The sequence below is a fragment of the Ruminococcus sp. YRD2003 genome (genome assembly GCA_900109435.1).
GTDB classification, from domain to species: Bacteria; Bacillota; Clostridia; order Oscillospirales; family Ruminococcaceae; genus Ruminococcus; species Ruminococcus flavefaciens_G.
Map to the genome: position 1 here is coordinate 553,244 of FNZT01000003.1, position 26,056 is coordinate 579,299.

Sequence of the window (26,056 nt, forward strand, 5' to 3'; positions counted from 1 at the left end):
TGATGGCCTCCTTGATAAGCTCTCTTATGAGAACTTTATTTTATGGTTATATTATACCATAAAAATATCGAGTTTACAAGTGAATTTTGTTAATTTTGTTAAAGTTGTACAGCTAAAGGGTTCATTTTTGTAAGATTTAACAAATTACGAGTACAGCGCATTGAGCATTGTCGTCAGTATCTGCTCCGCTGATACGGGTGTGCTGTACTTATTCTCCAGCACAACGCAGAAGGCTATCGGGTGAGATTCGTCGTCCACAAAGCCCACGAGCAGTGCATTCTCCTCTGCACCTTCTTTGACCTGCGCAGTGCCGCTCTTGATTCCGATATCGTATCCAGGTACCTGCCAGCCGTAGTTGTTCGCACCGTTTGTCTTGAGCATCTGTCTGACGGTTGATGCGGTCGACGGCGTGAAGAGCTGCTTGCTGTATTCGGTATCCGCTTCCTTTTTGACTTTGCCGTCCACATCCGTGACCTTGGAGATAATGTACGGCATGGTCATTTTACCGGTGGAATTGGCTATGGCGCTCTGCCACATCATCAGCTGCATCGGGCTCACGAGCGTGTCACCCTGTCCTATACAGCCCCACTGGGTGATGAAGTCGCCTGTGTCTGTGAGCGTCGTGGAAGCGCGCTCACACTGTATGCCGTCGATATCGAAGTATCTCATATCCTCGCCGTTTATCGCGTAGCCGAGCTTCTCATACTGCGACTTTATGCGGTCAAGCGGCATATCGGAGTCCTGTATCAGCTGTGCGAAGAACGGGTTGCAGCTGTTCTCGATCGCCTGCTGGATATTCTGGTCGCCGTGTCCCCACGACTGGTGGCAGTCGATATTCTTGCCCTCTGCGTTCACGAATGAGCCCGTGCAGCTGTATGTCTTGGAGAAAAGACGCTCCCTGCCCATAATTTCGAGAGCGGATATCACCGTTGAGACCTTCTGCGTCGAGCCTGGGACCGTCCCATACATCACCTTAGACATCAGCGTACCTGATTCCATGCTGTCAATGTCGGCGTAACCGCGCGTAACATCGAGCGACGGCAGGCTCGTGCAGACGAGCAGCTCACCTGTTTTGTAGTTGTATGCGCACGCACAGCCCTTTGCACCCATATAGGCGTTATAGACCGCACGGTTGGCATCGTGGTCGAGGGTCGTGTATATCGCAGCTTTGCCGCCCTTTTCCACAAGTCCCGACGAAAAGCTGTAGTTGTTGAGACAGTCGATGTTCCGTGCTACAAGAGTATTATCCATTTGTCCCTTGTCGTCGCCGATGAGGTTGCCGACGTCTGTGAAGTAGCCGTCGGGGTACTGTCCCCTTCCCGAGCCGTCAAACAGCACGTCGCCGCGCCTGTCGTAGACCATGCCGAGACGGTGGTCATCCGAATTCATCATATAAAATGACGCCTCGCGGTTGATCTTTATGACGAGCACTACCATCCCCACAAGGAATATGCTCAGGAAGAGCGTGATAATATGCTGGCATCTCTTGATACTTTTCATTGCTCATCCCTCACTTTCTTCTGTCCGTCAGCGTGTAGCTGACAGGCGGCTGCTGAGGTACATCCTGCCGCGGAGGAAGCAGCTGAGGCTGCTGCGGAGGTACGGGCTGCATCTGCTGGCTCGGGACGGGCTGCGGCTTTTTCTGCTCCTGCTTCTTTTTCTTAGGAGCCTTGAAGGCAGGCGACTGCGCAGCAACGAGCATTCCCGCCATAAGTCCGCTGACGACCATTGACGTTCCGCCCATTGATATGAACGGCAGCGTTACTCCGGTAAAAGGGATCATATTGCATGAGCCAAATATGTTGAGCGCCATCTGCACTGAGAATGCCGCTGCTATGCCAGCGCACATCGAGCCGTGGTAGTACGAGCGCGGCGGGTTCACAAGCGGTATTGCCATTATCATCAGCAGCACAAATACCGACATTACCGAGAAAAGCAGTCCCCACTCCTCGCTGATGGTGGCGAAGACAATATCGCTGTTGTAGGCGAACACATTGTGCAGGAAGCCGTGCCCGGGTCGCTTGCCGAACCAGCCGCCGTCGGCAATGCCGATGAGAGCCTGCGCCTGCTGGTATCCGTGACCGTTCTTGTCGTTCCATACGTCAACAAAAAGGCGGTCGCGGACATAAGGCGGAGCTACGATGATACCTATGACGGCAAGCACCGCGAGTGCAGCTACTGCTATGATTATCGGCTTTTTCGAGTACTTGCCCTTGGGATAGCATATCCTGAGCAGAAAGCCCGAAACGTATATCGCACCGAAAGTCGGGATGCTTCCGAGGTCGCGGCACCACCACTGGAACAGGCATACCCCAGCGACGATACCGAAGAGTATCAGGTTCTCATATACGACGTTGAAGCAAAGGAGCTTGTGCTTCTTCTGCTGCTCGGTGACGGATGTCGCGCACGCGAGCACAAGCAGGGGCTTTATGAACTCAGACGGCTGTACAGAGGTCGACTCACCGAGCGATATCCACATACTTCGGCTGCCCGTGAAAAGGAGGATAACACCCATAAGTATGCCGATGCCTATCCATATGAACTTGCGCTTGTCCTCTATCCAGCGGTGGTCACGGCAGGCGAAATATCCTATCCTGCACGCGATGAGTGCAGCGATCATCGTGATGAAGTGCTTGAAGCGGAATTCCACACCGCCGAAGCAGGACTGGAAGATCAAGCCCATATTCAATATCAGTATGAGCATGAAGTCGACCGCATAGGTCTGCTGCTTGAAGAACGGCAGTATTATGAAGTATACGGCATCGAGCCCGATGACTGCCGCCATGAGCACGATTACGGCGTTGACGTCGTCATAGCTGCCGTTGTAAAAGACGCTGAAAAGCATAGCTCCGTGCGCGAGGAGCACGAATATACACGAAAAAACGTAAGCGAGGGGGTTACTCAATGTCTGTCCCTCCTCTTCCTGAAAATGAGGCGGCGCTCTCCGACTGTGATGACGTCGTTCTCGCGGAGACGCTTCTGCTCGACGTGTACGCCGTTCACGTACACGCCCGACTTCGAGCCTATGTCCGTGATAGTCCACTTGCCGTCGGCGACGTTGAGAATAGCGTGATATCGTGACACCGACATATCATGTATCCGTATATCGGCGTTTTCGTGGCGTCCTATCAGTATCTCGTCGCACTCCAGCGGGTAGCCGCGGTCGCGGTCGGCGAGCTCCATATCCGCGGATATCTTCCGCCAGCGCTTTCTCCCCGAGCTCTTCTCGCGGTACGCCGTTATCATCAGCACGAGCGCGCATATGTCCAGTGCTGCGGCAGATACCGCGCACATTATCAGTTTTGCTGTATCCATTCTGTTTCCTTCCTGTTTATTGCGAAAACCGCTGCCCGATACGGACAGCGGATAGCTTTATACGTTGTAGATTATCTCGGAGTAGGTCGGGATAGGCCAGTAGCTGAGCGGCATATTCAGCTCTATCTCATCGGCAATGCTGCGCATGATATCCATTTCAGCGAGCACATAGTCGTGGTAGAACTCCGCCTGCTTCTGAACTTCCTTTATCTCGCACGCGGCAGCGACCTGCTTCTCAAGACGCTCTATCGAGTCGTAGAAGCTGTCGCAGAGGTCGTTGAGCTTAGCGGCGATCTGCTCTTCTGCCTTCGATACGATACCTACCGACTTCTTGCACGCGATAGCTGTGCAGAGCTTGTCAAGGTACTCAAGTGAGGCGGGCAGGAGCTGTTTCCTTGCCATTTCGACCATTGTACGTGCTTCGATGCGTCTCGTCTTGGAGTACTTCTCGAGGTGTATCTCAGTGCGGGCTGTGAGCTCCTCACGGTTATAAATGCCGAATTTACGCAGTATACGGAGATTCTTCTCGTCTGTATAGTGCGGCATACAGTCGACGGTGGACGGGTAATTGGGAAGTCCTCTTCTCTCGGCTTCCTTGACCCACTCAGGCGAGTAGCCATCGCCGTTGAAGATGATACGGCGGTGTTTCTTGAGAACGTCCTTCAGAAGCTTCTTGACCTCGTCCTCAAAATGCTCGGAATTCTTGTGCGGCTCGAGGATCTCGGTGAACTGGTCGAGCTCCTCGGATACGATAGTATTGAGCAGAGTGTTCGGACACGCGATGTTGTCGGATGAGCCGACCATTCTGAACTCGAAGCGGTTTCCCGTGAAAGCGAAGGGCGATGTGCGGTTTCTGTCCGTCGAATCCTTCGGGAACGACGGGAGCGCGTTAACGCCTATCTCAAAGGCTTTTGCCTTCGTCTTGTAGACACCGTCCTCCTCGATAGCCTTCAGTACCGCGTCGAGCTCCTCACCGAGGAACATTGATATGATAGCGGGCGGAGCCTCGTCCGCGCCGAGGCGGTGGTCGTTGCCTGCGGAAGCGGCTGAAAGTCTCATCAGGTCGGCATATTCGTCAACGCCTTTGATAAGAGCGCAGAGTATAGTCAGGAACTGGAGGTTTTCCATAGGGGTGTCGCCTGGGTCGAGGAGATTCTGTCCGTCATTGGTGGACATAGACCAGTTGTTGTGCTTACCCGAGCCATTGACGCCCTCGAACGGCTTCTCATGCAGGAGGCATACGAGTCCGTGGCGGAGAGCGACCTTCTCCATTATCTCCATTGCAAGCTCGTTCTGGTCAGTGCCGAGGTTGGACGTGGTGAATATCGGCGCCATCTCGTGCTGTGCGGGAGCCACCTCGTTGTGCTTGGTCTTGGAGTAGATGCCGAGCTTCCAGAGTTCCTCGTCGAGCTCTGCCATATATGCGGCTATCCTCGGCTTGAGATTCGCGAAATACTGGTCATCAAGATCCTGTCCCTTCGGAGGCTTGGCACCGAAAAGTGTGCGTCCGGTGAGGACAAGGTCTTCACGGCGGTCGAATTTGTTCTTATCTATGAGGAAATATTCCTGCTCGGCGCCGACTGTCGAGGTCACGCGGGTAACGTTCTCATTGCCGAACAGCTTCAGGAAGCGGACAGCGGTCTTGCTGAGGGCGTCCATTGAGCGGAGGAGGGGTGTCTTCTTATCAAGAGTCTCACCTGTATAGGATACGAAAACTGTCGGGATATAGAGGCTCCCCTCCTTGACAAAGCAGTAAGAAGTAGGATCCCATGCCGTATATCCGCGGGCTGAGCTGGTCTGGCGCAGACCTCCCGACGGGAAAGACGACGCGTCAGGCTCGCCCTTGATCAGTGCCTTGCCCGAGAACTCCATAAGAGCAGTACCGTTTGGTCCTGGACTGATGAATGAGTCGTGCTTTTCGGCGGTGGAGCCCGTCATAGGCTGGAACCAGTGTGTATAGTGGGTAGCTCCGTGCTCGAGTGCCCAGTCTTTGATAGCGTTTGCTACCACATCAGCTGTCTCTGTGTCGAGCGGCTCGCCCTTCTCCATTGTCCTTCTGAGATTCTTGTAGATATTTTTCGGGAGCTTGTTTTTCATTACGGTCTCGTTGAATACATTGCATCCGAATATCTCGGGAATACTGCTCATAAACATTTCCTCCAGTTAGCAGAGCTGCTGCAAAAATAAATCATACGGCAGCAGTTTCTGAATTCTCCATTGATTCTTATATTATATCACATCTCTCAATAAAATGCAACAGGAGCTTAAAGAAACTTCCCTATTATTTTTATATGACGTAAAATCGGGACATTTCATATCATTTTTCTTCAACCGACGCAAATTATTTATCTATTCCGACAAATTTTCCATTATTCTGAAAAACCCCTTGAAATCCGCATTTCTTAGTAGTATAATTTAGAAGTTCGTGATTTCTTAACTATTTCGTAAAGGGGTATCAGTATGCAAAAAACAGCAGTCAAGCCGACCGAAGAAAAACTCAAACCGAAGCTGTTTTCGGTTCTCAAAAACTACACGCTCTCACAGTTCGTCAAGGACGTCATAGCGGGTATAATCGTGGCGATAATCGCTCTGCCGCTCTCAATCGCGCTCGCCCTCGCATCGGGAGTAGGTCCTCAGCAGGGTCTGTATACCGCCATTGTTGCGGGATTCATCGTCGCTTTCCTCGGAGGCAGCCGCGTGCAGATAGCAGGTCCTACTGCCGCATTCGCCACAATAGTGGCTGGCATCGTCGCCACCGAAGGCATGGACGGACTTATCATCTCCACTATTATCGCGGGTATCATCCTCGTTATAATGGGTCTCTGCCGTTTCGGAGCACTGCTCAAATACATCCCGAGTACGATAACGAGCGGATTCACCTTCGGAATCGCAGTCACTATCCTCGTCGGTCAGATAAAGGATTTCCTCGGTCTGAACTTTGAACTTGGCAAGAGCATGAAGATACTCGGTTTCAGCTTTACACTTGATGAGTCTCCCATCGAGACTGTCGACAAGATCAAGGCTATCTGCCTTAATATCGGCTCGCTCAACTGGCAGGCGCTCGTCATCGGACTCATATCACTCGCTATCCTGATCTTCTGGCCAAAGAAGCTGGAGAAGATCCCCGCTTCGCTCATCGCGGTCATCGTATGCTCGCTCATCGTCAAATTCTCAGGTATGCACGTCAACACTATCGGCACGATGAACTACGACCTCTCCTCCTCGCTCCCGAGCCTTACTCTGCCCGACGTTTCGTTTGCAAGGGTGAAGGCTCTGCTGCCGAATGCGTTCACGATCGCGGTCCTCGCAGCAGTGGAATCGCTGCTCTCGTGTGTTGTCGCGGACGGTATGATCGGCTCGAAGCACCGCTCAAATATGGAGCTCATCGCTCAGGGTATCGCCAACATCGGCTCTGCACTGTTCGGAGGCATCCCCGCTACGGGAGCTATCGCACGTACTGCCGCCAACGTCAAGAACGGGGGCCGCACACCTGTTTCGGGCATGGTACACTCCGTAGTGCTGCTCGTGATACTGGTACTGCTCATACCGCTCGCTTCGCTCATCCCCATGCCAACTATCGCCGCAATACTCTTCGTTGTAGCGTACAATATGTGCGGCTGGAGGAATATCCGCAATACGATAAAGACAGCTCCGAAGAGCGATATCATCGTCCTCTTCGTGACGCTGATACTCACCGTCGTTTTTGACCTTGTTGTTGCGATCGGCATCGGTCTTGTTCTCGCCGCACTTCTCTTCATGAAGCGTATGGCAGACGTAACCGAGGCTCATGCATGGATAGACATAGACGATGAAGAGACTGACCCCGATAATATCCTCCTGAAGAAGATCCCCGACGGCACCCGCGTTTACGAGATAAACGGTCCTATGTTTTTCGCAGCGGCTGACAAGTACAAGTATATGCTCGACGACAAGAACATCGACGTGCTCTGCATTCGTATGCGCAACGTTCCTGCTGTCGACGCGACGGGCGTTGAAGCTCTGTATCGTATCGTTAAGCGCTGCGAGCGCCATAACGTCAAAGTCGTGTTCTCGCACGTCAATGAGCAGCCTATGAAGGCTATGGAGAAAGCAGGGCTTGTAAACCTCGTCGGAAAGAAGAACTTCTGCTCGCATATTGACACAGCTCTCCTCCGCGCCGAGGAGATCGAGCGCGACCTGCGTCACGCGTGACAAGATAGAATAGATACATATTGATACACCCTCTGTTCTCCGTGACTAACTTCGGCGTCTCACCGATCAGGGCTGTACCTATACGGAAGTATTACGGGACATATATCGGGGGAAACCTTTCTGAAGAAAGGTTCTCCCCCGAGCCCCTTTCCAAAGACTTTTAGTCCAAATTTTGCCCCTATGGGGTACTCTCCTGATATGAAAAGAGTAAGTCTTTCTTTTCAATGAGAGTACCCCATAGGGGCAAAATTTAAATTGAAAGTTTTAGGAAGGGAGTTTGAGGGAGAACCCTTTTTCAAAAGGGTTTCCCTCAATAAATACTCCGTATTGCTTCCGTATAGGTACAGCCCTTATTCGCTTCCCTTAACGGAAAAAGTGGGCTACCGAGCCGTAATCCTGCGTTACGTATTCGGTAGCCCACGAAACTGTCCGAGGGAGCTCCCCTCGGAGAGCTTTTTCATTGTATCCATATACCCACAGTAATAAGCAGAGCTGCAAATATCGGTTTAAAGCCGAATCTCGGTATACAGTAGCGTGAGAGCAGCCGCTCGGGCTTGTCGGGGTCGATTAGTATCTCGTCCATCTCTCCGACCGTCGGCATCTCGCCTTTTGACTTGTATACGTTGTCTGTAATGGTGTATTCAGCGCCGTCATAGTAATACTGCCAGAGCGGCGCAGAGCCGTAAACGGGTCTGTCGTTGATCTCTCCGAGCTTCACGGTGACAAGCTCCAAACAGCACGCGCTGACGGGCTCGGTACATTTCACCTTCAGCAGAATGCGATAGTACGCCGTGGGGAGCACCTGCAACGCTCCGCCGATGATGAACGCACTGCCTGCGAGCGCCCCCTTTACGGAACGGTACAGACTCTCGCTAATGACCTCGCCTCGCACGAGCAGATACGCTCCGCATCCCGCGAGGAAAGCACACGCTCCTACCGCCATAAACAGCGGGAAAGCAAAGCCCTTTATCCTGCTGCCGATATTCTTCTCGAAGCACCCGATGAAGAAGCCGAGCCCGAACACTGCAAACACCTGCACCGCAAACGCTCCCGCGAGCATTTCCGCGCCAAAGATCGAGGCGATGACAGCACCGAGCACACCTGCTCCGAACGATATCAGCATAGCACAAACTACCCACCGTCTCATCGGCGTTTCGGCAGCCTTTTCCGCCTCACGCTCGCGCTCGGCATCTGCACGAAGCTTCTCGAAATCCTCGTGACTAAACATTTTTCCCATACGCTCCTCCTTACCGAACAGCATATTTCCACTGATTTCGTCCCTCATTCTGCCGATTGTGTCGATAGCGCCAAGAGCTCCCGCTCGTCGCTTCGGTGCGTTTTTTCATTGAGATACCTCAGCTCAGACTACCATACCTGTGAGAAAAGCCGCAAGCGACGCCGCAAGTGCCACCACAATCAGCGGAAGGTCGAAAAACGCAAGCAGCACCGCAACTACTGTACCGACTGCCGAAGTGACGACATTGCCCGTGCTCGTGAAAATGGCAGGGATAGTCATTGAGCTCAGGACGGCATAGGGTATGTATTTCAGGAAGCTCCGCACAAACCGCGACTTTATCTTCTTCCTGAAAAATGTGAACGGAACCATGCGTATGACGTAGGTCACCGCCGCCATGACGAATACATATACTGCGACTGTCATTCTTCCGCCTCCTCTTCTTCCTCTGTTACGGGGAATAACAGAGCACCGAGCCCTGCGGCGGCTATCGCGCAGATGATGACAGCGAATCCGCCCGATATCATCGTCAGGACATACCTGAAGAGCACGCTCAGAAGCGCCGCTGTCACCGTCACGAACAGCACGCTCTTCTTTCTGCGCGACGGAGGTATGATTATCGCGAGAAACATACCGTAAAGGACTATCCCCATAGCCGAGGAGACCTCATCGGGCAGTACCTCTCCCGCCGACGCGCCGAGAAAAGTCCCGAGCACCCAGCCAGCCATCGAAATGAGTATCATTCCGTACATATAAGCGGGAACGATAACACCCTTCTGTGCCGAGCAGACCGCGAAAATCTCGTCGGTTATGCCGTATGAGGCGAGCAGGCGGTGCGGCGTGGTGAAGCTCTTGTCGAGCTTCTGCGACAGCGACAAAGCCATGAGCGAATAGCGAATGTTTATCACGAGCTGGACCAGTATCATCTCAAGGAGCGTGCCTCCCGCGGCGATGACTCCCACGCCCGCTATCTGTCCCGCAGAAGTGAGGTTGGAGGCTGATATCGCTGACGCCTGTAATACGCTCAGTCCGCTCTGCACAGACAGGATCCCGAATCCGAACGAAACAGAGAGATACCCCAGTGCTATCGGTATGCCGTCACGCATACCGCGCAAAAAATTTGATTTCAAAGTAACTTTCCTTTCATAGAACAAGTAGATTAAGTATACCACAACTCCGAAGAAATTGCAAGTATTTTTGCATGGTCTCGCTATCATGGCACTCCCCTACAAACACGTGATTTGCCTGCTCTTACTTTTCAGACTTGAAAAAAACCTGCTGATTTGGTATAATAATAGAAACAAATCCAAAAGGCGGTGTTATCCATGTCAGCTGACATACTCAGCTCCCATGCTGTCGACGAGAAAAACAGGGAGCGCACTATCATAAAAACAAGTATAATCGGCATTATGGCCAATGTATTCCTCGCGGCATTCAAGGCTGTCGTGGGGCTGCTCTCGCACTCTATCGCGATAATCCTCGACTCGGTGAACAACCTCAGTGACGCAGGTTCATCACTCATCACGATAATCGGCACGAAGCTCGCCAAAAAACAGCCAGACCGCAAACACCCTTGGGGTCACGGACGCGCCGAATACCTCAGCTCGATGATAATTTCCGTCATCATCCTCTACGCAGGCATCACCTCACTCGTAGAGTCGGTAAAGAAGGTAATCGCGCCCGAAACGCCAGATTACTCCACAGCAGCTATCATTATCGTTTCCGTCGCAGTCGTCGTGAAGATACTGCTCGGGACCTTCGTCAAGCGCACAGGCAAGCGCGTGAACTCCGATTCACTCGTAAATTCGGGCACAGACGCACTCATGGACTCGATAATCTCCGCCTCGACCCTCGCCGCAGCCATTATTTTCCTTGTCTGGCATATCAGTCTTGAGGCATGGCTCGGTGCGGTTATCTCGGTCGTTATCGTGAAATCGGGTATTGAAATGCTCAGGGAGACCATATCTCATCTGCTCGGTCAGCGTGTCAGCGTAGAGACAGCCCGCAAGGTAAGAGAGTGTATAATGAGCTTCCCGCAGGTACACGGGGTCTATGACCTCATCTTCCATGACTACGGTCCCGAAAAGTTCAACTGCTCGGGTCATATCGAAGTGCCCGATACGCTGTCTGCACGCGAGATAGACCAGCTCCAGCGGCAGATCGCCATCGAACTGTACGTCCGTCACGGGATAATCCTCACGGCACTGAGCGTATATACATTCAGCGTCACCGATGACCGCGACAAAGCTGTCAGAAGCGAGATATACAGCATCGCCATGTCGGTGGAGCACGTTCTCGAAGCGCACGGCTTCTATCTTGATGAAGAGCAGAAACGCATCCAGTTCGATATCATCGTCAGCTTTGATGCTCCCGACAGAGATGCCGTGTACAATGACGTCGTAAACCGCGTGCGGGAAAAATATCCCGAATACGAGCTCTACTGCACGCTTGATACCGATTTCAGTCTGAGTGAACAGGAGGAATGAATATGTATGCTTACATTCTGGCGGGTACTGCCGTATTTTTCGCCGTTATGTCACTTGTCGCGCTTGTGCTCTACAAGGCGGACAAGGTAAAGGCTGAAAAGGGTAAGTGGCGCACAAAAGAGGCTACGCTCCTCGGTTTCGGATTTTTCGGCGGCGCAGTCGGTGCTCTTGCGGGCATGAAGCTCTTCCGTCACAAGACCAAGCACTGGTATTTCTGGGCAGTAAACTATGCGGGACTGCTCTGGCAGCTCGCTCTCCTCGGCTTTCTTGCCTTCAAGCTCATTCAGTCCCAATAAGGAAGAAGTTTTTTCTTCTCAGACCGCTTTTTCTATTGACAAAATCCTCTTTTTATGTTAAAATGAATAAAATTGCAGCGAAGCTTCGGTTTCAGAGCAAGATTCTTTGACCACTCCCGCGATACGGGGGTAAACGCCATACGGACAGCGGGTCAAATGCCGACTGCCGGATATCCCATTCGGCTGGCAACTTCTGTTGCCTTATTGTTTTTATAAGTTCTCAGCTTGTGAAAGGTCAATAAGAGTAGTAAAAGGTATATCTTTGCTTATATAGACTCTGAAACCAGAATGAAGTTACCATGCTTTTATGCAGTGTGATTTTTACACGTACAGGCTGAATCAGTCTGTACGTTTTTATTTTTCTGAGGTGTGTATTATGGAAAACAAACTCAAGCTATACGGCTTCAACAACCTGACAAAGTCTCTGAGCTTCAATATCTATGACGTCTGTTACGCTAAGACGCCGAAGGCTCAGCTCGAATATATCGCATACGTAGACGAGGTGTATAACTCCGAGCGTATCACCGATATCATGACCCACCTCACGGAGATGATAGGTGCGCAGGTGCTCAGCGTGTCGCGTCAGGATTACGACCCGCAGGGCGCCTCCGCGACCTTCCTTATCGCCGATGATACGATGATACCCGCAGGAGGCAACGAGATAGTCGCTCACCTCGACAAGAGCCACGTGACCGTCCACACCTACCCCGAGTATCATCCCGATACAAGCATAGCCACTTTCCGTGTGGATATCGACGTTGCGACCTGCGGCAAGATAACTCCGCTCACCGCGCTCGACTACCTCATCGGGAGCTTCGACTCCGACATCATCACCATGGACTACCGCGTGCGCGGCTTCACGCGCAACCTTGACGGTGAAAAGCTGTTCATAGACCACGACATCACCTCTATCCAGAATTACATCGACAGCTCTATCCTCGATAAGTACGACGCAGTCGATATCAACGTATATCAGGCAAATATGTTCCATACTAAAATGCTCATCAAGGACATTATTTTGCAGAATTACCTTTTCAACACCGATGTCCACGAGCTCCCTCCGAGAAGCAGGCTCGACATCACGAACGCTCTCAGGAAGGAAATGATAGAAATTTTCAGCGGAAGGAACGTGTACGGAAATGACTGAGCTCTCACAGGTGAATGCTCCGATATATGAGGCTCTCCGCCGCTTCAGGCGCATGAGAGTAGTCCCGTTCGACGTCCCAGGACACAAGCGAGGACGCGGCAATATGGAGCTCACCGAATTTCTCGGCGAAGACTGCATGAACGTCGACGTCAACTCGATGAAGCCGCTCGACAATCTCTGCCACCCCGTATCCGTCATTAAGGACGCGGAAATGCTCGCGGCACAGGCTTTCGGCGCCGCCAATGCATTCTTCATGGTCGGCGGTACGACCTCCGCAGTACAGAGCATGATAATGTACGCCTGCAAGGAGGGCGACAAGATAATCATGCCGCGAAATGTCCACAGGAGCGCGATAAACGCTCTCATTCTCACGGGCGCAGTCCCCGTGTACGTCAATCCCGACGTGAATAAGCAGCTCGGCATTGCGCTCGGTATGTCTGTTTCACAGGTCGAACAGGCTATCCGCGAGAATCCCGACGCCAAGGCGATCATGGTCAACAATCCCACGTATTACGGCATTTGCTCAGACCTCCGCCGCATCACCGAGCTCGCTCACGCGCACGGTATGCTCGTGCTCGTTGACGAGGCACACGGCACGCATTTCTACTTCGGCGAGAACTTCCCCGTAACAGCCATGGCAGCGGGCGCAGACATAGCCTCTGTAAGTATGCACAAGTCGGGCGGAAGCCTCACCCAGAGCTCCTTCCTGCTCATGGGCGAGCACGTAAACGCCGACTATATGCGTCAGGTCATCAACCTCACGCAGACCACAAGTGCATCTTATCTTCTGCTCTCGAGCCTTGATATCTCCCGCAAGCGTCTTGCGCTCAGCGGCAAGGAGATCTTCGCTCAGACCGTAGAGATGGCTGAGTACGCACGCTCGGAGATAAACGATATCGGCGGCTATTACGCTTACTCGCGCGAACTGATAAACGGCGACAGCATCTACGATTTCGATGTCTCAAAGCTGAGCGTGTTCACGCTTCCCGTCGGTCTTGCAGGGATAGAAGTGTATGACCTGCTCCGCGACGAGTACGACATACAGATAGAATTCGGCGACATCGGCAATATTCTCGCATATATCTCCGTCGGCGACAGGAAACGTGACATAGAGCGACTCATCAGCGCTATGTCAGAGATAAAGCGGCGCTTCGGCAGAACAGGCGCTGATATGCTCAGCCATGAATATATAGCTCCCGTGGTAAGCGAAGCTCCGAGAAAGGCTTTTTATGCGGACAAGGTGTCCGTGCCGCTCGGAGAATCGGCGGGAAAGGTATGCACGGAGTTCGTAATGTGCTACCCGCCTGGAATACCGATCCTCGCTCCCGGTGAGCTCATCACCAAGGAGATAATCGAGTACATCAGGTATGCCAAGGAAAAGGGCTGCCAGATGACGGGCACGGAGGATATCAACATCGAACGGCTCAACGTTTTGGCTTAGATCAACACCGGCGTATTATACGATAATGTGTCCGTTGAATGTCGGACACCGATGATCCCGGACTCCGAATTATAAGAAAGGGATGTTTTTATGGAAAAAAAGATGAAAACCGTAAGTATACTTATGAGCTTGTTTATGGGCGTAACTCTCAGTTTCTGCCTCTCGCTCCTCGGCAATCTGCTCGCAGAGGGCGGCTTCAAACCGATAGTGTTCATCGTGAGCTTCATCGTGAGCACGCTTATCAGCCTTGTCATCGGCTTCGTCGTGCCCATGCGGAAGATATCAACGGCGATAACCAAGAATATGAAGCCCCGCAGTATCGGCGCAAAGCTCGTTGACGCTCTCGTCTCCGACCTTATCTACACCCCCGTTATCACCCTTGTGATGATAGTGCTCGTCCGCTTCATGGCGAATAAAATGAGCGGTGGACATGCTCAGCTCCCGCCCTTTGCGGTGATGTTCCTGAGTTCGCTCGTTATCAGTCTTGTCGCGGCATTTGTCATCATACTTATCGTGACTCCCCTCTTCATGAAGCTCTCATTAAAGCTCGCGGGAGTCCCCGCAGGCGGTCCTCCCTCGGGCAGACGCGAATAAACAAGGAGGCAAACTATGGAATTATGGTTCACCGAACGTCATACTCCCAACGTCAAATTCTCGATAAAGGTCGACCACCAGCTCTACAGCGGGAACAGCGAGTTCCAGCGTATCGACGTTTTTGATTCAAAGGAGTTCGGGCGCTTTCTCACGCTCGACGGCTACATGATGCTCACAGAAAAGGACGAGTTCATCTACCACGAGATGATAACCCACGTACCCATGGCGGTCCACCCCGAGCCAAGGAATATCCTTGTGATCGGTGCGGGCGACGGCGGTGTTGTCCGCGAGCTCACGCGGTATCCTTCGGTCGAGAGCATTGACCTCGTCGAAATAGACGAACTCGTCGTAGAGGTCAGCAAGAAATTTCTGCCGACTACTGCCTGCCGCCTCGATGATGAAAGAGTCCACATATACTACGAAGACGGCGTAAAGTTCATACGCCGCTGTGAGGACAAATACGATGTCATCATCGTCGACTCCACCGACCCCTTCGGTCCAGGAGAGGGGCTGTTCACCAAAGAATTCTACGGAAGCTGCTTCAAGGCTCTGCGCGAAGACGGCATCATGGTCAACCAGCATGAGAGCCCGTTCTACGCGGAGGACGCTGCCGCTATGCAGCGCTCGCACAAACGCATTGTCGAGAGCTTTCCGATAAGCCGCGTTTATCAGGCTCATATCCCGACCTATCCCTCGGGGCACTGGCTTTTCGGCTTTGCGTCGAAGAAGTACCACCCTGTCCGCGACTACGAGCCGACAAAGTGGAGTATGCTCGGCATAAAGACCAAATACTACAATACCAAGCTCCACTGCGGTGCTTTCGCACTGCCCAATTACGTTGAGGAGATGCTCAGAGATGTTGAATAAGAACATTCAGACTTTCATCGCCTGCGATGCGGAGTACGACGACGCCAAGGTCGTACTTTTCGGTGCGGGCTTTGACGGAACTACAAGCTTTCGTCCGGGAACGCGATTCGCTCCCGCAGTCATACGCAGTGAGAGCTTCGGAATCGAGACCTACAGTCCATACCAGAACAAGGATATGCTCGACTACAGCTACTTCGACAGCGGCGACCTCGAGCTTCCGTTCGGAAGCGTGAGGCGCACTATCGCCGATATCGCCCAACGCTCCGACACGATACTCAATGACGGCAAGCTCCCGTTCATGATAGGAGGCGAGCACCTCGTCACTCTCGGCTCTGTGATGGCTGTGAAGGACAAGTACGAGGAGCTTTACATCGTACACTTCGACGCACACGCCGACCTTCGCGACGAATACCTCGGTCAGCCGCTCTCTCACGCCTGCGTGCTGAGACGCTGCCATGAGCTCGTCGGCGACGGCCACATCTTCCAGTTCGGTATCCGCAGCGGAGACCGTGACGAGTTCTTCTTCGCGGACGAACACACCGAAATGCACAAGTTCAGCTTTGACGGTCTTGAAGAAACCGTTGAGAAGCTAAAGGGCAAAAATGTCTACTTCACGCTCGACCTCGACGTCCTCGACCCGTCGATATTCCCGGGTACAGGCACTCCGGAGGCAGGCGGAGTATCGTTCGATGAGCTGCGCAAAGCGGTAACGCTCGTGTGCAGCAGCCTCAACATCGTAGGATGTGACGTCAACGAGCTCAGCCCCACATACGACCAGTCGGGCGTTTCGACTGCCGTAGCCTGCAAGGTGATACGCGAGATGCTGCTTGCGCTGTCATAAGAAAATGAACGAAGAGAAAGACTATGAGCTGAGCGAGGAGCTCCGCAGCAAATACACCGACGAGAACGGCAATGTCGACTCGGAGCGCATGAAAAGCGACCTTAACTCGGCGAAGAAGTTCATGTTCAGATTTTACCTGCTTATACATATGGCATTCATTGTCGCAGGACTGGCATTCGTTTTCATCGGCGCATTTGGGCTGTACTCCCGCGTCAGGGACAAAATGGCGTGTACCGTGAAGACGGAAGGAATTGTGCTCGACTTCGATTCAATGCGCTCCGATTCTGACGACCCGAGTTCGTCGCTCGTCTATGCGCCCATATTCGCCTACACCTATGACGGCATGGAGTACACCTACAGAGGGAGCTCGTACTCCGACAAAGGGAAGCTCACGCGCGGCAAGGAGGTCACGGTCTGCGTTGACCCCGACGACCCGACAAGGGTGTATATCCCCGAATACTCCGTAGAGAGAAAGAATTCGGTATTGTTCATCATCGTCGGGCTGGCTCTTTCGGGCGGCTTCATCGGGTACTGTCTCTACAAGCGGCGCGAGTTCAACACAAGCATCGACAGGCTCGTCGACGATGATACGGCTTGAGGGAGACGCTTATATGAACATTTTCAGAGCAAAGACAACTGACGGGCTCACTGATATCCGCATGGCGTACCTAATGGAGGATTTTCCTGAGATGTCCGCAGAAATGGCTGAACAGATACGTTCAAGACTCCCGCGTTATTATGCGGAGCACCTGAACCGCGATCTCTTCGCGTATATCGCCGAAGACAGCAGCAATATCATCGGCTCGGCTTTCCTCACAGTGCAGGAAATGCCGCCGAATACGAGCTTTCCTCACGGCAGAACGGGGACAGTGCTGAACGTCTATGTTTCGCCCGAATACAGGCATCGCGGCATAGCCTCACAGCTAATGGAGCTGCTCATATCCGACGCAAAGGAAATGGAGCTTGACTACATCGAGCTAAAGGCCTCTGCTGACGGATATCCGCTGTATAAAAAAACTCGGGTTTGAGGACAGTATATCGTCATTCAAGCCTATGAAACTAATATTATAAACGAAAAGGAGTTTGAAAAATGGGAAAATGTATGATAATCGGCTGCGGCGGAGTAGCGTCCGTAGCTATCCACAAGTGCTGCCAGAACAGCGAAGTCTTTGAGGGCATAATGATAGCAAGCCGCACAAAGTCAAAGTGCGACGCGCTCAGGGAGAAGCTCCAGCCTACGACTAAAACCATCATCGAGACGGCGCAGGTAAACGCTGACAATGTTGACGAGCTCATCGCGCTTATCAACAGCTACAAGCCCGATGTTGTACTCAATCTCGCTCTTCCCTATCAGGATCTTACTATCATGGACGCCTGCCTCGCTACGAAGACTCACTATGTTGACACAGCCAACTACGAGCCGCTCGACACAGCCAAGTTCGAGTACAAGTGGCAGTGGGCTTACCGTGAAAGATTCAAGGAAGCGGGTATCACAGCCCTCCTCGGAAGCGGCTTCGACCCAGGTGTTACGGGAGTATTCTCGGCTTATGCCATGAAGCACCAGTTCGACGAGATAAACTACATCGATATACTTGACTGCAACGGCGGCGACCACGGCTACCCGTTCGCTACCAACTTCAACCCCGAGATAAACATCCGTGAAGTTTCCGCTAAGGGAAGCTATATCGAAGACGGCAAGTGGGTGGAGACCGAGCCTATGGAGATCAAGCGCGTCTACAACTTCAAGGGCGTGGGCGAGAAGGATATGTACCTTCTTCACCATGAAGAGCTCGAATCCCTTGCGCTCAACATCAAAGGCATCAAGCGCATACGCTTCTTCATGACTTTCGGCCAGAGCTATCTCACTCACCTCAAGTGCCTTGAAAATGTAGGCATGACCTCTATCGAACCTATCATGTACGAGGGCAAGGAGATAGTGCCGCTCCAGTTCCTGAAGGCTGTTCTCCCCGACCCTGCATCGCTCGGTCCGAGAACTGTCGGCAAGACCAATATCGGCTGTATCTTCCGCGGAAAGAAGGACGGCAAGGACAAGAACTACTACCTCTACAATATCTGTGACCATCAGGAGTGCTACAAGGAGGTCGGCTCACAGGCTATCTCCTACACGACGGGTGTTCCCGCAATGATAGGCGCAATGATGATAATGACAGGCACATGGAAGGGTGCGGGCGTATTCAACATCGAAGAATTCGATCCCGACCCGTTCATGGACGCTCTCAACAAGTGGGGACTCCCGTGGGAAGAGGACTTCAACCCTGTCCTCGTTGACTGAGGAGGATAATAATGCTTATTGTTACGACAGATACGATAAACGGAAAAACGTTTGAGCCGATTGAGCTCGTCGAGGGGGCTGTCACTCAGCTTATCAACCTCGGAAAAGGCTTCACGGCAATCAATTCATGGGGCACGGGCGGTGAACTCGAAGCCTACTCCGAGCTCATCATGCAGGCTTGCCAGATAGCAAGAGGCAAGATCATACAGCAGGCTATCGCTTTGCAGGCGGACGCTGTAGTCGGCTACCGCTGTGTCATCTCCGACAGCTCAAAGGGCGGCATAGTCAACGTTTACGCGTACGGCACAGCCGTTAAATATGTATGACAGAGCTTAGCAAAATAATCGGAAACGTGCCGACTCCATGCTACATAGTAGACGAGTCGGCGCTTATCCGTAATCTCGAAATACTAAAGGGAGTCCGCGAGAGAACGGGCGCAAAAATACTTCTCGCGCAGAAGGCGTTCTCGTGCTATCACGTCTATCCGCTCGTTGCGAAGTACCTCGACGGTACAGCGTGCAGCGGACTGTTTGAAGCTCGGCTCGGCTATGAGGAAATGGGCATGGAGAACCACGTATTCTCCGCCGCTTACCGCGAAAGCGAGATTGATGAGATAGTCTCGTACTGCGGACACATCATCTTCAATTCCTTCTCACAGCTTGACAGATACCGCGAACGCGTACTCGCTGCGGGTAAGAAGATAGGTCTTCGCGTGAACCCCGAATTCTCCACGCAGGAGGGGCACGAGATATACGACCCCTGCTCCCCCGTTTCAAGGCTCGGTATCACGAGAAAAAACTTCCGTGATGACGATCTCGCGGGAGTGACGGGGCTGCATATGCACACACTCTGCGAGCAGAACTCGGACGACCTCGAAAGAACGCTGAATGCCCTTATTGAGAAGTTCGGGGACTTGCTTGAAAAAATGGAGTGGATCAATCTCGGCGGAGGTCACCACATAACGCGTCACGACTACGATATACCGCGCCTTGAGCGCTGTATCAGGCTGTTGCAGGACAGGTTCGGACTCGAGGTATTCCTCGAACCAGGAGAAGCAATAGCGTTAAATGCGGGATATCTCGTGACCGAGGTACTCGACCTGACCGAAAACGATATGCCCATTGCAATACTTGATACATCGGCTGCCTGCCATATGCCCGATGTACTCGAAATGCCGTACCGTCCGCCGCTCATGAACAGCGGTGTTCAAGGCGAAAAGCCGTACTCCTACAGGCTTGGCTCGCAGACCTGCCTCGCAGGCGACTCCATTGGCGTCTATTCCTTCGATGAGCCTCTCCGCATAGGCGACAGGCTCGTTTTCGAGGATATGGCTATATACTCAATGGTCAAGAACAATACCTTCAACGGTATGCCGCTGCCGTCGATACTGCTTCTGGAGAAAGGCGGAAATATCAGGAAACTGCGCGAGTTCGGATATGAGGACTTCCGCACAAGATTATAACTGAGGTGAGATCATGAGCGTTTCTGTCGTTCAGTTCAATAACGACGACCTTCCGCAGATGATACGTATATGGAACGAGGTCGTCGAAGAGGGCATCGCTTTCCCGCAGGAACAGGTGCTCAACCCGCATTCGGGAAAAGGCTTTTTCGCCGCGCAGACATACTGTGCGGTCGCCAAAAACAACTACGGCGACGTGATAGGACTGTATATACTCCACCCGAACAACGTCGGACGCTGCGGACATATCTGCAATGCCAGCTATGCCGTCAGCAAGGACAGCCGCGGGCACCACATCGGCGAGAAGCTCGTTGTAGACAGCCTCAAACAGGCTAAACATCAAGGCTTCCGCATAATGCAGTTCAACGCCGTAGTGGAGTCAAACGTCAATGCACGCCACCTCTATGAGAAACTCGGATTCGTCCACATTGGCATAATTCCCGACGGCTTCCGTATGAAAGACGGCTCGTACACAAGTATTTGCCAATACTACCGCACTCTTTAAACATGAATGGGCATTGCATGATTATCAGAGAAGTTGTCGTTCCGAGTTTTCTCAATATAAGGACAACTCTGCTCACTTACGACAGAGATGCTCTGCGAAAATCCCGAAAACTGCCGCTTCACTGATTACTCATGCCTCGGAGCATATCCGCACGAAATATCAGGCGATCTTCTTACAAACAAGCGTCACATTCATATTGCCGTTTTCTATCTCGGCAAATATATCTCCGCCCATTTCATTCATAAGGCGCTGACAGATATACAGTCCGAGACCGCTCCCCTGCTTGCTGCCCGCATTTGAGCCTCGCCAGAAGCTGTCAAAGATGTGGTCGAGCTCCGCATCCGTGAGTGTACAGCCACTGTTTGAAACGGTTATCAGGCGGCAGTCCTCCTCGTCTGCAAAGGTCATGGAGATGCTTCTGCCGTCGCCGTATTTTATGGCATTCTCGAAAATATTCTGAAGAACCTCCTCAAGCCTGTCCGCATCAGCTGAGAGCATACAGTCGTCATACTCTCCGACGGCAAACTCAGTGCCTGTAAGCGAGAGTTTGTCTTTATAATACGCGGTCACGCGGCAGATAACGGCAGAGAGGTAGATATCGCCGACACTTACGTCGAAGCTCATGAAATCGCTGTTCAGACTGTCTATCATCCTTGCGAGATAGCCCTCTATTTCGTCAGCCTTCGCGCCTATGCAGTCAGCAGCTTCGAGACGCTTCTCCTCAGTTCCGAAGAGTCCGCGCGACAGCCCCTTGGAATATAGCTTTATCGCAGCTAGCGGCGTTTTGATATCGTGCGAGAGCGAGAGAAGCATCGTCTTTTCCTTGCGTGCGCGTTCAAGTTCGTTTGTTTTGGACTGCTCGAGCTCACCGCGGAGGATATCGAGTCCCCAAACAAATTTCCCGAAAAAGCGGCTCTTATTCTCTTTCAGCGGCTCTGAAAGGTTTCCCTTGGCGAGTTGATACGGAACATCGTTCAGTCTGACGAACTGCTTGAGTATGTTTTGTCTGATATAGAGCAAAACCGCCATTATCAGTACGAGCAGGACAGCAAGCGCAGCGTCTAAGGCAATGACAGCGCCGATATTTGATGAACTTTTGTCGTCGGTATAGTCAATGCGATAGAGCTCACCGTTTATCTCGCGTATAAGGTACTCACCGTCGCTTCGGAAAAAGTCCTCATCGCCGTCATTTTTTACAATAGCGTCAACGGTTTGGAGATCGTCTGCTGACGGCATTTTACCGCTGAGGATCTGCTGCTCGATACGGTTCGCATCAACTATGTACTGTCTGCTTGAACTGCTGCTCCGCAGGAGGATGAGATCCGCAGCAGCAATGACCGCCAGTATCAGCAGCGGCACAACTATCAGAAGCCTGTCGAATCGCTTCATCTCAGCCCTCCCAGCGGTATCCCTTGCCCCATACGGTCAATATGCGTGTAGGGTTCTTCGGGGCGGGTTCTATTTTTTCACGCAGCCACTTGATATGAACTGTCAGTGTCTGCGGCTCGGATTCGCTGTCTGCCCCCCATATCCTGTTGAAGAGCATCTGCTTTGTGAGTGTCTGTCCCTTGTTCTCTATGAGCAAATGCAGCAGCTCGAATTCCTTTGCAGTCATTGTCAGAGGGCAGCCGTTCTTGGTAACCGTACCGTTCACGAGGTCGAGAGTGATATCATTTTCCGTCACTGCGTCTATCGCGAGGCGGCGCTTGAAAATGCCCTTAATCTTGGCTATGAGGATATCAATATCATAGGGCTTTTCGATGTAGTCGTCCGCACCGAGGACGATGCCGTTGAGCTTGTCCTCTTTGTCGCAGCGGGCAGTGAGAATGATTATTGGCGTATTTTCCTTAGCACGAATGCGCTTGCAGACCGCAAATCCGTCTATCCCAGGAAGGTTTATATCGAGCAGGACAAGCCTTGCCCCGTATTTTTCATACAGGGACAAGGCTTTTTCTCCCGTATCAGCCGAGCTCACGACATAGCCCTCCGCACGCAGGAATTCGCAAAGCAGTCCGCAGAGCTCATTATTGTCCTCAACGATAAGTATATCGACCATAAGTCCTCCATTCAGGCAAATATAAAGAGTCTTCCATACAAGACCGCGGCAGCAAGTTGTTCATACCGAGCGGTCCTGTGAGAGTCACCGCTGTCTGTCCAATGCAGCATCGCACCTCTCACCAGCCCATTTCCAGCAGCCAGTTATTGAGAGCCCGCTCTCTGTCGCGGAGTGACTGTGTTCTGTTTATATTATACTCTCCTTTTATGTTTCCGTCAACTATGTAAAGAACACGGGTACACCGCGCCGCGACTTTAGCGTCGTGGGTAACGAGCATGAGAGTAGTACCCTCGCTGTTGAGCTTTTCGAGCTCCGCCATCACCTCGTCGGAAGCGGTGCGGTTAAGAGCTCCCGTCGGCTCATCAGCGAATATCATCTGCGGACGGTTTATCATGCTTCTGCATATGCACGCGCGCTGGAGCTGACCTCCCGAGACCTCGTTGATATCGCTGTCGGCTGTCTCGCTGATACCGAGCTTGTTCATCAGCTCTCTTGCGCGGGATACCGTCTCCCTGCGCGATTCCTTTATCTTGTCGGATTTGACAGCGGGAAGAATGATGTTGTCGAGGACTGACAGGTTCTTCATCATGTACATCTGCTGAAAGATGAATCCCATATCGTCGAGGCGCATTTTCGCGAGCGAGTTGTCGCTCTGTTTGCCTATGTCCCTGCCGCAGAACATCACCCTGCCCGCGGTCATTCTGTCCATGCCCGAGACGGTATAGAGCAGTGTTGATTTTCCCGAACCCGACGGTCCCATGACGGCGACCATTTCGCCCTCGGAAACCTGAAAGCTGACGTTCCGCAGAACGTTGTTCTGCCTCTTGTTAATGATGTATGTCTTGCAAAGGTCCTTGACTTCGAGGATAGTGTTATTCATAGCATTTTCTCCTTTTTATTCGATATTTGAAGTATCCGAGGGCTTTATCCCGTTCGTGCCGAGTGCTGTAATGAAAGCTCCTAATGCGACAGCGATCATAACGATGAGCGGATAAGCAATGAACATCTCAACAGGGGCGATGTCGTAATTCAGCCCCTTTACCGCTCCGAGCAAAGCAAACAGCGGATCCATAACAAGCTTAGTTGCAGGAGCACTCAGCAGAGCTGCTATAATGACGGAAACAGCGGCTATGATCATGAAGCGCAGGACGTGGGTCCCGACGACCGAACGGTTCCTGAACCCGATCGCCTTTTCGAGAGCTATCTCTGCTCTTTCCTTCGATATAAAGGATTTTTCAAGCAATACGCTTATCAGTATAATTATCATGACCGAAACCGTCATTGTGAGATTTTTTACGCTGCCGATAGCACCCGACGCCTTTGTCGAATCGTCCACGTAGTCTGCACAGTTGTAAACTCTGTTCGTAGAGTAGAGCTCACTTATCTTTTTTATGCGTTCATCTGTCGTTTTCTTGTCGGGGCGGTCGTTGAAGTCTATCTGATATGCCATGGTAAGATCAATGCTGCTGTCGGGGATATCAAAGGATTCATGGAATCTTCCGCATTTGCCCATATTGCTCATGGAATCCATAAGAGCCGTGACAACGAACTTCTCCTTTTTTCCGTTTACCGTGATATCGACAACGTCACCGACTCCTGCTCCGACCTCCCGAGCCGCAGCATACCCGAGGGCGACCTCGTTGGCATACTGCGGAGCAGTTCCCTCTCCGTAAACGTAGTCAGAGCATTTTGTGTCGCGGCATTGGAGGAATGTGCACGTTGATACCTTGCCCTCGAATTCCACTGAAGCGGCGTGTAGGCACTCGACGCGCACACTGCACGGCATTCCGTTTTCCTCGAGCTTTTCCTCTATCCCCCGTTCAACTTCATCGAGCGATTTCAAACCGTTCTGTATCTCGCGCGTACCCGAATGTATATCGAGGTAAGCATCGCTCCTTGTAACTCCGATGATGTAAATGAGCTCGTCGCTCGCAAGCGTTTTGGCAGTGCTTGAGAGTACCATTACGAGCAGCGCACAGAGCGTGAACACGACCGTGAGTATCCCCGACTGCTTTGGGCTGCTGAGAACATCGTTGAGCGCAAGGAAACCCGAAGCTCCGAGACGGCTCTTCCCGAGGTTCATGAACCTGTGCTTGCGGAAGCGTTCGCCCGTCTGCCCGTTTCTGACCGCATCTATCGGCGAGAGCTTCCTTACTTTGGCGGTGCAGCTCCAGCAGAAAAGCAGGATCAGCACTACTACAGCCGCAGAGCAGATGATACCGATAAGAACAGGGTGGTCATTGCCAAGCACCATAGTTTCGCTGACAGTGTTGAGCATCATCCTGCCGAACGGTATCGCCGCGAAAAAGCCTGCCGCTGCACCTATGACAGCTATCCCCAGATATTTCCCAAGATACAGCGCACGAATGGAGCTGTTCTTCAATCCTATAGCTTTCATGACGCCTATCTCGCGAAACTCCTCCTGTATAGTGAAACCGATAGTAAAACGAAGGACTACAAATGATATCAGAATGAGAAAAATGCTGACGACCATGATTATCGCTGCGACCGATATGCTGATAATGAACGTCATCTTTAAAAGACTTCTCGAGCTGCCCAGCAGACATCCGCCGGATGAAAGGATAATATCATTAACAGCATCGGGAGCGTCGGTCTCGATTATATACGAAGCATAGCGCAGTGTCCTGCGGACAGTGTCATTGCTGTAGAGCTTGGCGTAGTCCTCGGGCGAGATGATGAAGCGCGGACTGTCGGTCATATCGCTGCCGAGTATAGCGTCCTTGCATATGCCCGCCATTTCGAGTTCGAGCTTTTCTCCGTAAATATCGAGTTCGAGCGTATCACCCTCTTTTATCCCCGCCTTGTTTGCGAGAGTTGCTGTCAGCATGACCTTGCCCTCATCAACGGAGGTTATGGGCTCGTTGTTCTTGTCGAAGCAGGTCACGCACATTTCGTCGGCAGAATTTATCATGCTCATCGAGCCGATACCTTTCATGACCTTTCCGTTGTGTCTTATCATCTCCGAATCGCAGAGCAGGAACGGCTCGCGCACGTAGCTCCCGATATCGTCACATTCATCGAGCAGGTCTCCGAACGGCGTACCATCGTCGGGCTCAGCTATCATAACGAAATAGTCCTTCATTCCCGCCATATCGAGGAAGCGGTCGACTCCTCCCATGACGGAAACGATATTGTTCACACTCGACGAGAAGAACATCGACGAGAGTATAACGAATATGAGGATTATCAGATTCATTGTTTTTTTGCGTTTGAGGTCTTTTTTCAGAATATTGAAGTACATATCTCCATCTCCTTCCGTGCTCTAATCATAACACGTGAATTATTAAGCAATCCTTAAATGCAGCAGTGA

Annotated in this window: 25 protein-coding genes; 14 read left to right on the plus strand and 11 right to left on the minus strand. The window is 52.0% G+C overall.

Features of this window, described 5'->3' with window-relative positions; translation table 11 throughout:
- Positions 1 to 144: 144 nt before the first annotated feature.
- From BMX22_RS02555 to BMX22_RS02570, 4 genes are read right to left on the minus strand one after another with little or no spacing between them, the layout of a single operon-like run.
- The gene (locus tag BMX22_RS02555) at positions 145 to 1,500 is read right to left on the minus strand and encodes a penicillin-binding transpeptidase domain-containing protein (protein WP_074740361.1); all 1,356 of its coding nucleotides are present in this window, start codon (positions 1,498 to 1,500) and stop codon (positions 145 to 147) included.
- Positions 1,501 to 1,510: 10 nt separating this feature from the next.
- The gene (locus BMX22_RS02560; RefSeq protein WP_074740362.1) at positions 1,511 to 2,905 is read right to left on the minus strand and encodes an FtsW/RodA/SpoVE family cell cycle protein; all 1,395 of its coding nucleotides are present in this window, start codon (positions 2,903 to 2,905) and stop codon (positions 1,511 to 1,513) included.
- Positions 2,902 to 3,315 carry an FHA domain-containing protein gene (locus tag BMX22_RS02565; protein ID WP_074740363.1) on the minus strand — a complete coding sequence of 138 codons (414 nt, stop codon included), beginning with the start codon at positions 3,313 to 3,315 and terminating at the stop codon, positions 2,902 to 2,904. Before BMX22_RS02565 ends, BMX22_RS02560 begins: the two co-directional genes overlap by 4 nt.
- A 57-nt stretch (positions 3,316 to 3,372) precedes the next feature.
- Positions 3,373 to 5,463: a glutamine synthetase III gene (locus BMX22_RS02570; protein ID WP_081349027.1), complete on the minus strand. Its 2,091-nt coding sequence runs from the start codon at positions 5,461 to 5,463 to the stop codon at positions 3,373 to 3,375.
- A 312-nt stretch (positions 5,464 to 5,775) separates the two neighbouring features.
- Between BMX22_RS02570 and BMX22_RS02575 the strand changes: the two genes are divergently transcribed.
- A complete protein-coding gene (locus BMX22_RS02575; RefSeq protein ID WP_074740365.1) occupies positions 5,776 to 7,506 on the plus strand; it encodes a SulP family inorganic anion transporter in 1,731 nt (576 codons plus the stop codon).
- 457 nt (positions 7,507 to 7,963) lie between these two features.
- Here the strand turns inward: BMX22_RS02575 and BMX22_RS02580 are convergent, their stop codons facing one another.
- The 3 genes from BMX22_RS02580 to BMX22_RS02590 form a co-directional block, all read right to left on the minus strand.
- Entirely contained in the window at positions 7,964 to 8,743 is a 780-nt protein-coding gene (locus tag BMX22_RS02580) for a hypothetical protein (RefSeq protein WP_074740366.1), read from the minus strand.
- A gap of 123 nt (positions 8,744 to 8,866) precedes the next feature.
- On the minus strand, positions 8,867 to 9,166 hold the full coding sequence (locus tag BMX22_RS02585; RefSeq protein WP_074740367.1) for an AzlD domain-containing protein: 300 nt from the start codon (positions 9,164 to 9,166) through the stop codon (positions 8,867 to 8,869).
- A complete protein-coding gene (locus tag BMX22_RS02590; RefSeq protein WP_074740368.1) occupies positions 9,163 to 9,870 on the minus strand; it encodes an AzlC family ABC transporter permease in 708 nt (235 codons plus the stop codon). Before BMX22_RS02590 ends, BMX22_RS02585 begins: the two co-directional genes overlap by 4 nt.
- A gap of 195 nt (positions 9,871 to 10,065) precedes the next feature.
- Between BMX22_RS02590 and BMX22_RS02595 the strand changes: the two genes are divergently transcribed.
- The 13 genes from BMX22_RS02595 (at position 10,066) to BMX22_RS02655 (ending at position 20,669) form a co-directional block, all read left to right on the plus strand.
- Positions 10,066 to 11,226 (plus strand): cation diffusion facilitator family transporter, encoded by a 1,161-nt coding sequence (locus BMX22_RS02595; RefSeq protein ID WP_074740369.1) that lies wholly within the window; start codon positions 10,066 to 10,068, stop codon positions 11,224 to 11,226.
- Positions 11,227 to 11,228: 2 nt separating this feature from the next.
- Entirely contained in the window at positions 11,229 to 11,522 is a 294-nt protein-coding gene (locus tag BMX22_RS02600) for a DUF1294 domain-containing protein (protein WP_143055459.1), read from the plus strand.
- A gap of 376 nt (positions 11,523 to 11,898) precedes the next feature.
- The gene (speD, locus tag BMX22_RS02605; RefSeq protein WP_074740373.1) at positions 11,899 to 12,669 is read left to right on the plus strand and encodes an adenosylmethionine decarboxylase; all 771 of its coding nucleotides are present in this window, start codon (positions 11,899 to 11,901) and stop codon (positions 12,667 to 12,669) included.
- Positions 12,662 to 14,110, plus strand: a complete 1,449-nt coding sequence (locus BMX22_RS02610; RefSeq protein ID WP_074740375.1) for an aminotransferase class I/II-fold pyridoxal phosphate-dependent enzyme — start codon at positions 12,662 to 12,664, stop codon at positions 14,108 to 14,110. The genes speD and BMX22_RS02610 overlap by 8 nt, the downstream gene beginning before the upstream one ends.
- A gap of 90 nt (positions 14,111 to 14,200) precedes the next feature.
- The gene (locus BMX22_RS02615; RefSeq protein ID WP_074740377.1) at positions 14,201 to 14,704 is read left to right on the plus strand and encodes a hypothetical protein; all 504 of its coding nucleotides are present in this window, start codon (positions 14,201 to 14,203) and stop codon (positions 14,702 to 14,704) included.
- Positions 14,705 to 14,719: 15 nt separating this feature from the next.
- A complete protein-coding gene (speE, locus tag BMX22_RS02620; RefSeq protein ID WP_074740379.1) occupies positions 14,720 to 15,571 on the plus strand; it encodes a polyamine aminopropyltransferase in 852 nt (283 codons plus the stop codon).
- A complete protein-coding gene (gene speB, locus BMX22_RS02625; protein WP_074740381.1) occupies positions 15,561 to 16,412 on the plus strand; it encodes an agmatinase in 852 nt (283 codons plus the stop codon). Before speE ends, speB begins: the two co-directional genes overlap by 11 nt.
- Before the next feature lie 4 nt (positions 16,413 to 16,416).
- The gene (locus BMX22_RS02630; protein ID WP_074740383.1) at positions 16,417 to 17,010 is read left to right on the plus strand and encodes a DUF3592 domain-containing protein; all 594 of its coding nucleotides are present in this window, start codon (positions 16,417 to 16,419) and stop codon (positions 17,008 to 17,010) included.
- Between the two features lie 13 nt (positions 17,011 to 17,023).
- A complete protein-coding gene (locus BMX22_RS02635; protein WP_074740385.1) occupies positions 17,024 to 17,440 on the plus strand; it encodes a GNAT family N-acetyltransferase in 417 nt (138 codons plus the stop codon).
- Positions 17,441 to 17,502: 62 nt separating this feature from the next.
- On the plus strand, positions 17,503 to 18,705 hold the full coding sequence (locus tag BMX22_RS02640; protein WP_074740387.1) for a saccharopine dehydrogenase family protein: 1,203 nt from the start codon (positions 17,503 to 17,505) through the stop codon (positions 18,703 to 18,705).
- Between the two features lie 11 nt (positions 18,706 to 18,716).
- Positions 18,717 to 19,031 carry a heavy metal-binding domain-containing protein gene (locus BMX22_RS02645; RefSeq protein WP_074740389.1) on the plus strand — a complete coding sequence of 105 codons (315 nt, stop codon included), beginning with the start codon at positions 18,717 to 18,719 and terminating at the stop codon, positions 19,029 to 19,031.
- Positions 19,028 to 20,167, plus strand: coding sequence for a carboxynorspermidine decarboxylase (nspC, locus tag BMX22_RS02650; protein WP_074740391.1), 1,140 nt, complete (start codon positions 19,028 to 19,030; stop codon positions 20,165 to 20,167). The genes BMX22_RS02645 and nspC overlap by 4 nt, the downstream gene beginning before the upstream one ends.
- 13 nt (positions 20,168 to 20,180) lie before the next feature.
- Positions 20,181 to 20,669: a GNAT family N-acetyltransferase gene (locus BMX22_RS02655; RefSeq protein WP_074740393.1), complete on the plus strand. Its 489-nt coding sequence runs from the start codon at positions 20,181 to 20,183 to the stop codon at positions 20,667 to 20,669.
- Between the two features lie 159 nt (positions 20,670 to 20,828).
- Here BMX22_RS02655 and BMX22_RS02660 read toward each other — a convergent pair whose 3' ends face one another.
- The 4 genes from BMX22_RS02660 to BMX22_RS02675 form a co-directional block, all read right to left on the minus strand.
- Positions 20,829 to 22,058, minus strand: a complete 1,230-nt coding sequence (locus tag BMX22_RS02660; protein WP_074740395.1) for a sensor histidine kinase — start codon at positions 22,056 to 22,058, stop codon at positions 20,829 to 20,831.
- 1 nt (position 22,059) lies between these two features.
- Positions 22,060 to 22,725: a response regulator transcription factor gene (locus tag BMX22_RS02665; RefSeq protein ID WP_074740397.1), complete on the minus strand. Its 666-nt coding sequence runs from the start codon at positions 22,723 to 22,725 to the stop codon at positions 22,060 to 22,062.
- Between the two features lie 118 nt (positions 22,726 to 22,843).
- Entirely contained in the window at positions 22,844 to 23,605 is a 762-nt protein-coding gene (locus tag BMX22_RS02670) for an ABC transporter ATP-binding protein (protein ID WP_074740399.1), read from the minus strand.
- Between the two features lie 15 nt (positions 23,606 to 23,620).
- Positions 23,621 to 25,987 carry an ABC transporter permease gene (locus BMX22_RS02675; RefSeq protein WP_074740401.1) on the minus strand — a complete coding sequence of 789 codons (2,367 nt, stop codon included), beginning with the start codon at positions 25,985 to 25,987 and terminating at the stop codon, positions 23,621 to 23,623.
- Positions 25,988 to 26,056: the final 69 nt, after the last annotated feature.

Coding starts and splice junctions, on each gene's coding strand:
- BMX22_RS02585 (WP_074740367.1), bottom strand. CDS start 9,166: ATGACAGTCGCAGTATATGTATTCGTCATGGCGGCGGTGACCTACGTC.
- BMX22_RS02580 (WP_074740366.1), bottom strand. CDS start 8,743: ATGGGAAAAATGTTTAGTCACGAGGATTTCGAGAAGCTTCGTGCAGAT.
- BMX22_RS02575 (WP_074740365.1), top strand. CDS start 5,776: ATGCAAAAAACAGCAGTCAAGCCGACCGAAGAAAAACTCAAACCGAAG.
- BMX22_RS02595 (WP_074740369.1), top strand. CDS start 10,066: ATGTCAGCTGACATACTCAGCTCCCATGCTGTCGACGAGAAAAACAGG.
- BMX22_RS02665 (WP_074740397.1), bottom strand. CDS start 22,725: ATGGTCGATATACTTATCGTTGAGGACAATAATGAGCTCTGCGGACTG.
- BMX22_RS02660 (WP_074740395.1), bottom strand. CDS start 22,058: ATGAAGCGATTCGACAGGCTTCTGATAGTTGTGCCGCTGCTGATACTG.
- BMX22_RS02570 (WP_081349027.1), bottom strand. CDS start 5,463: ATGAGCAGTATTCCCGAGATATTCGGATGCAATGTATTCAACGAGACC.
- BMX22_RS02670 (WP_074740399.1), bottom strand. CDS start 23,605: ATGAATAACACTATCCTCGAAGTCAAGGACCTTTGCAAGACATACATC.
- BMX22_RS02655 (WP_074740393.1), top strand. CDS start 20,181: ATGAGCGTTTCTGTCGTTCAGTTCAATAACGACGACCTTCCGCAGATG.
- speE (WP_074740379.1), top strand. CDS start 14,720: ATGGAATTATGGTTCACCGAACGTCATACTCCCAACGTCAAATTCTCG.
- BMX22_RS02675 (WP_074740401.1), bottom strand. CDS start 25,987: ATGTACTTCAATATTCTGAAAAAAGACCTCAAACGCAAAAAAACAATG.
- BMX22_RS02635 (WP_074740385.1), top strand. CDS start 17,024: ATGAACATTTTCAGAGCAAAGACAACTGACGGGCTCACTGATATCCGC.
- BMX22_RS02640 (WP_074740387.1), top strand. CDS start 17,503: ATGGGAAAATGTATGATAATCGGCTGCGGCGGAGTAGCGTCCGTAGCT.
- BMX22_RS02645 (WP_074740389.1), top strand. CDS start 18,717: ATGCTTATTGTTACGACAGATACGATAAACGGAAAAACGTTTGAGCCG.
- BMX22_RS02555 (WP_074740361.1), bottom strand. CDS start 1,500: ATGAAAAGTATCAAGAGATGCCAGCATATTATCACGCTCTTCCTGAGC.
- BMX22_RS02565 (WP_074740363.1), bottom strand. CDS start 3,315: ATGGATACAGCAAAACTGATAATGTGCGCGGTATCTGCCGCAGCACTG.
- speD (WP_074740373.1), top strand. CDS start 11,899: ATGGAAAACAAACTCAAGCTATACGGCTTCAACAACCTGACAAAGTCT.
- BMX22_RS02600 (WP_143055459.1), top strand. CDS start 11,229: ATGTATGCTTACATTCTGGCGGGTACTGCCGTATTTTTCGCCGTTATG.
- speB (WP_074740381.1), top strand. CDS start 15,561: ATGTTGAATAAGAACATTCAGACTTTCATCGCCTGCGATGCGGAGTAC.
- BMX22_RS02610 (WP_074740375.1), top strand. CDS start 12,662: ATGACTGAGCTCTCACAGGTGAATGCTCCGATATATGAGGCTCTCCGC.
- BMX22_RS02630 (WP_074740383.1), top strand. CDS start 16,417: ATGAACGAAGAGAAAGACTATGAGCTGAGCGAGGAGCTCCGCAGCAAA.
- BMX22_RS02615 (WP_074740377.1), top strand. CDS start 14,201: ATGGAAAAAAAGATGAAAACCGTAAGTATACTTATGAGCTTGTTTATG.
- nspC (WP_074740391.1), top strand. CDS start 19,028: ATGACAGAGCTTAGCAAAATAATCGGAAACGTGCCGACTCCATGCTAC.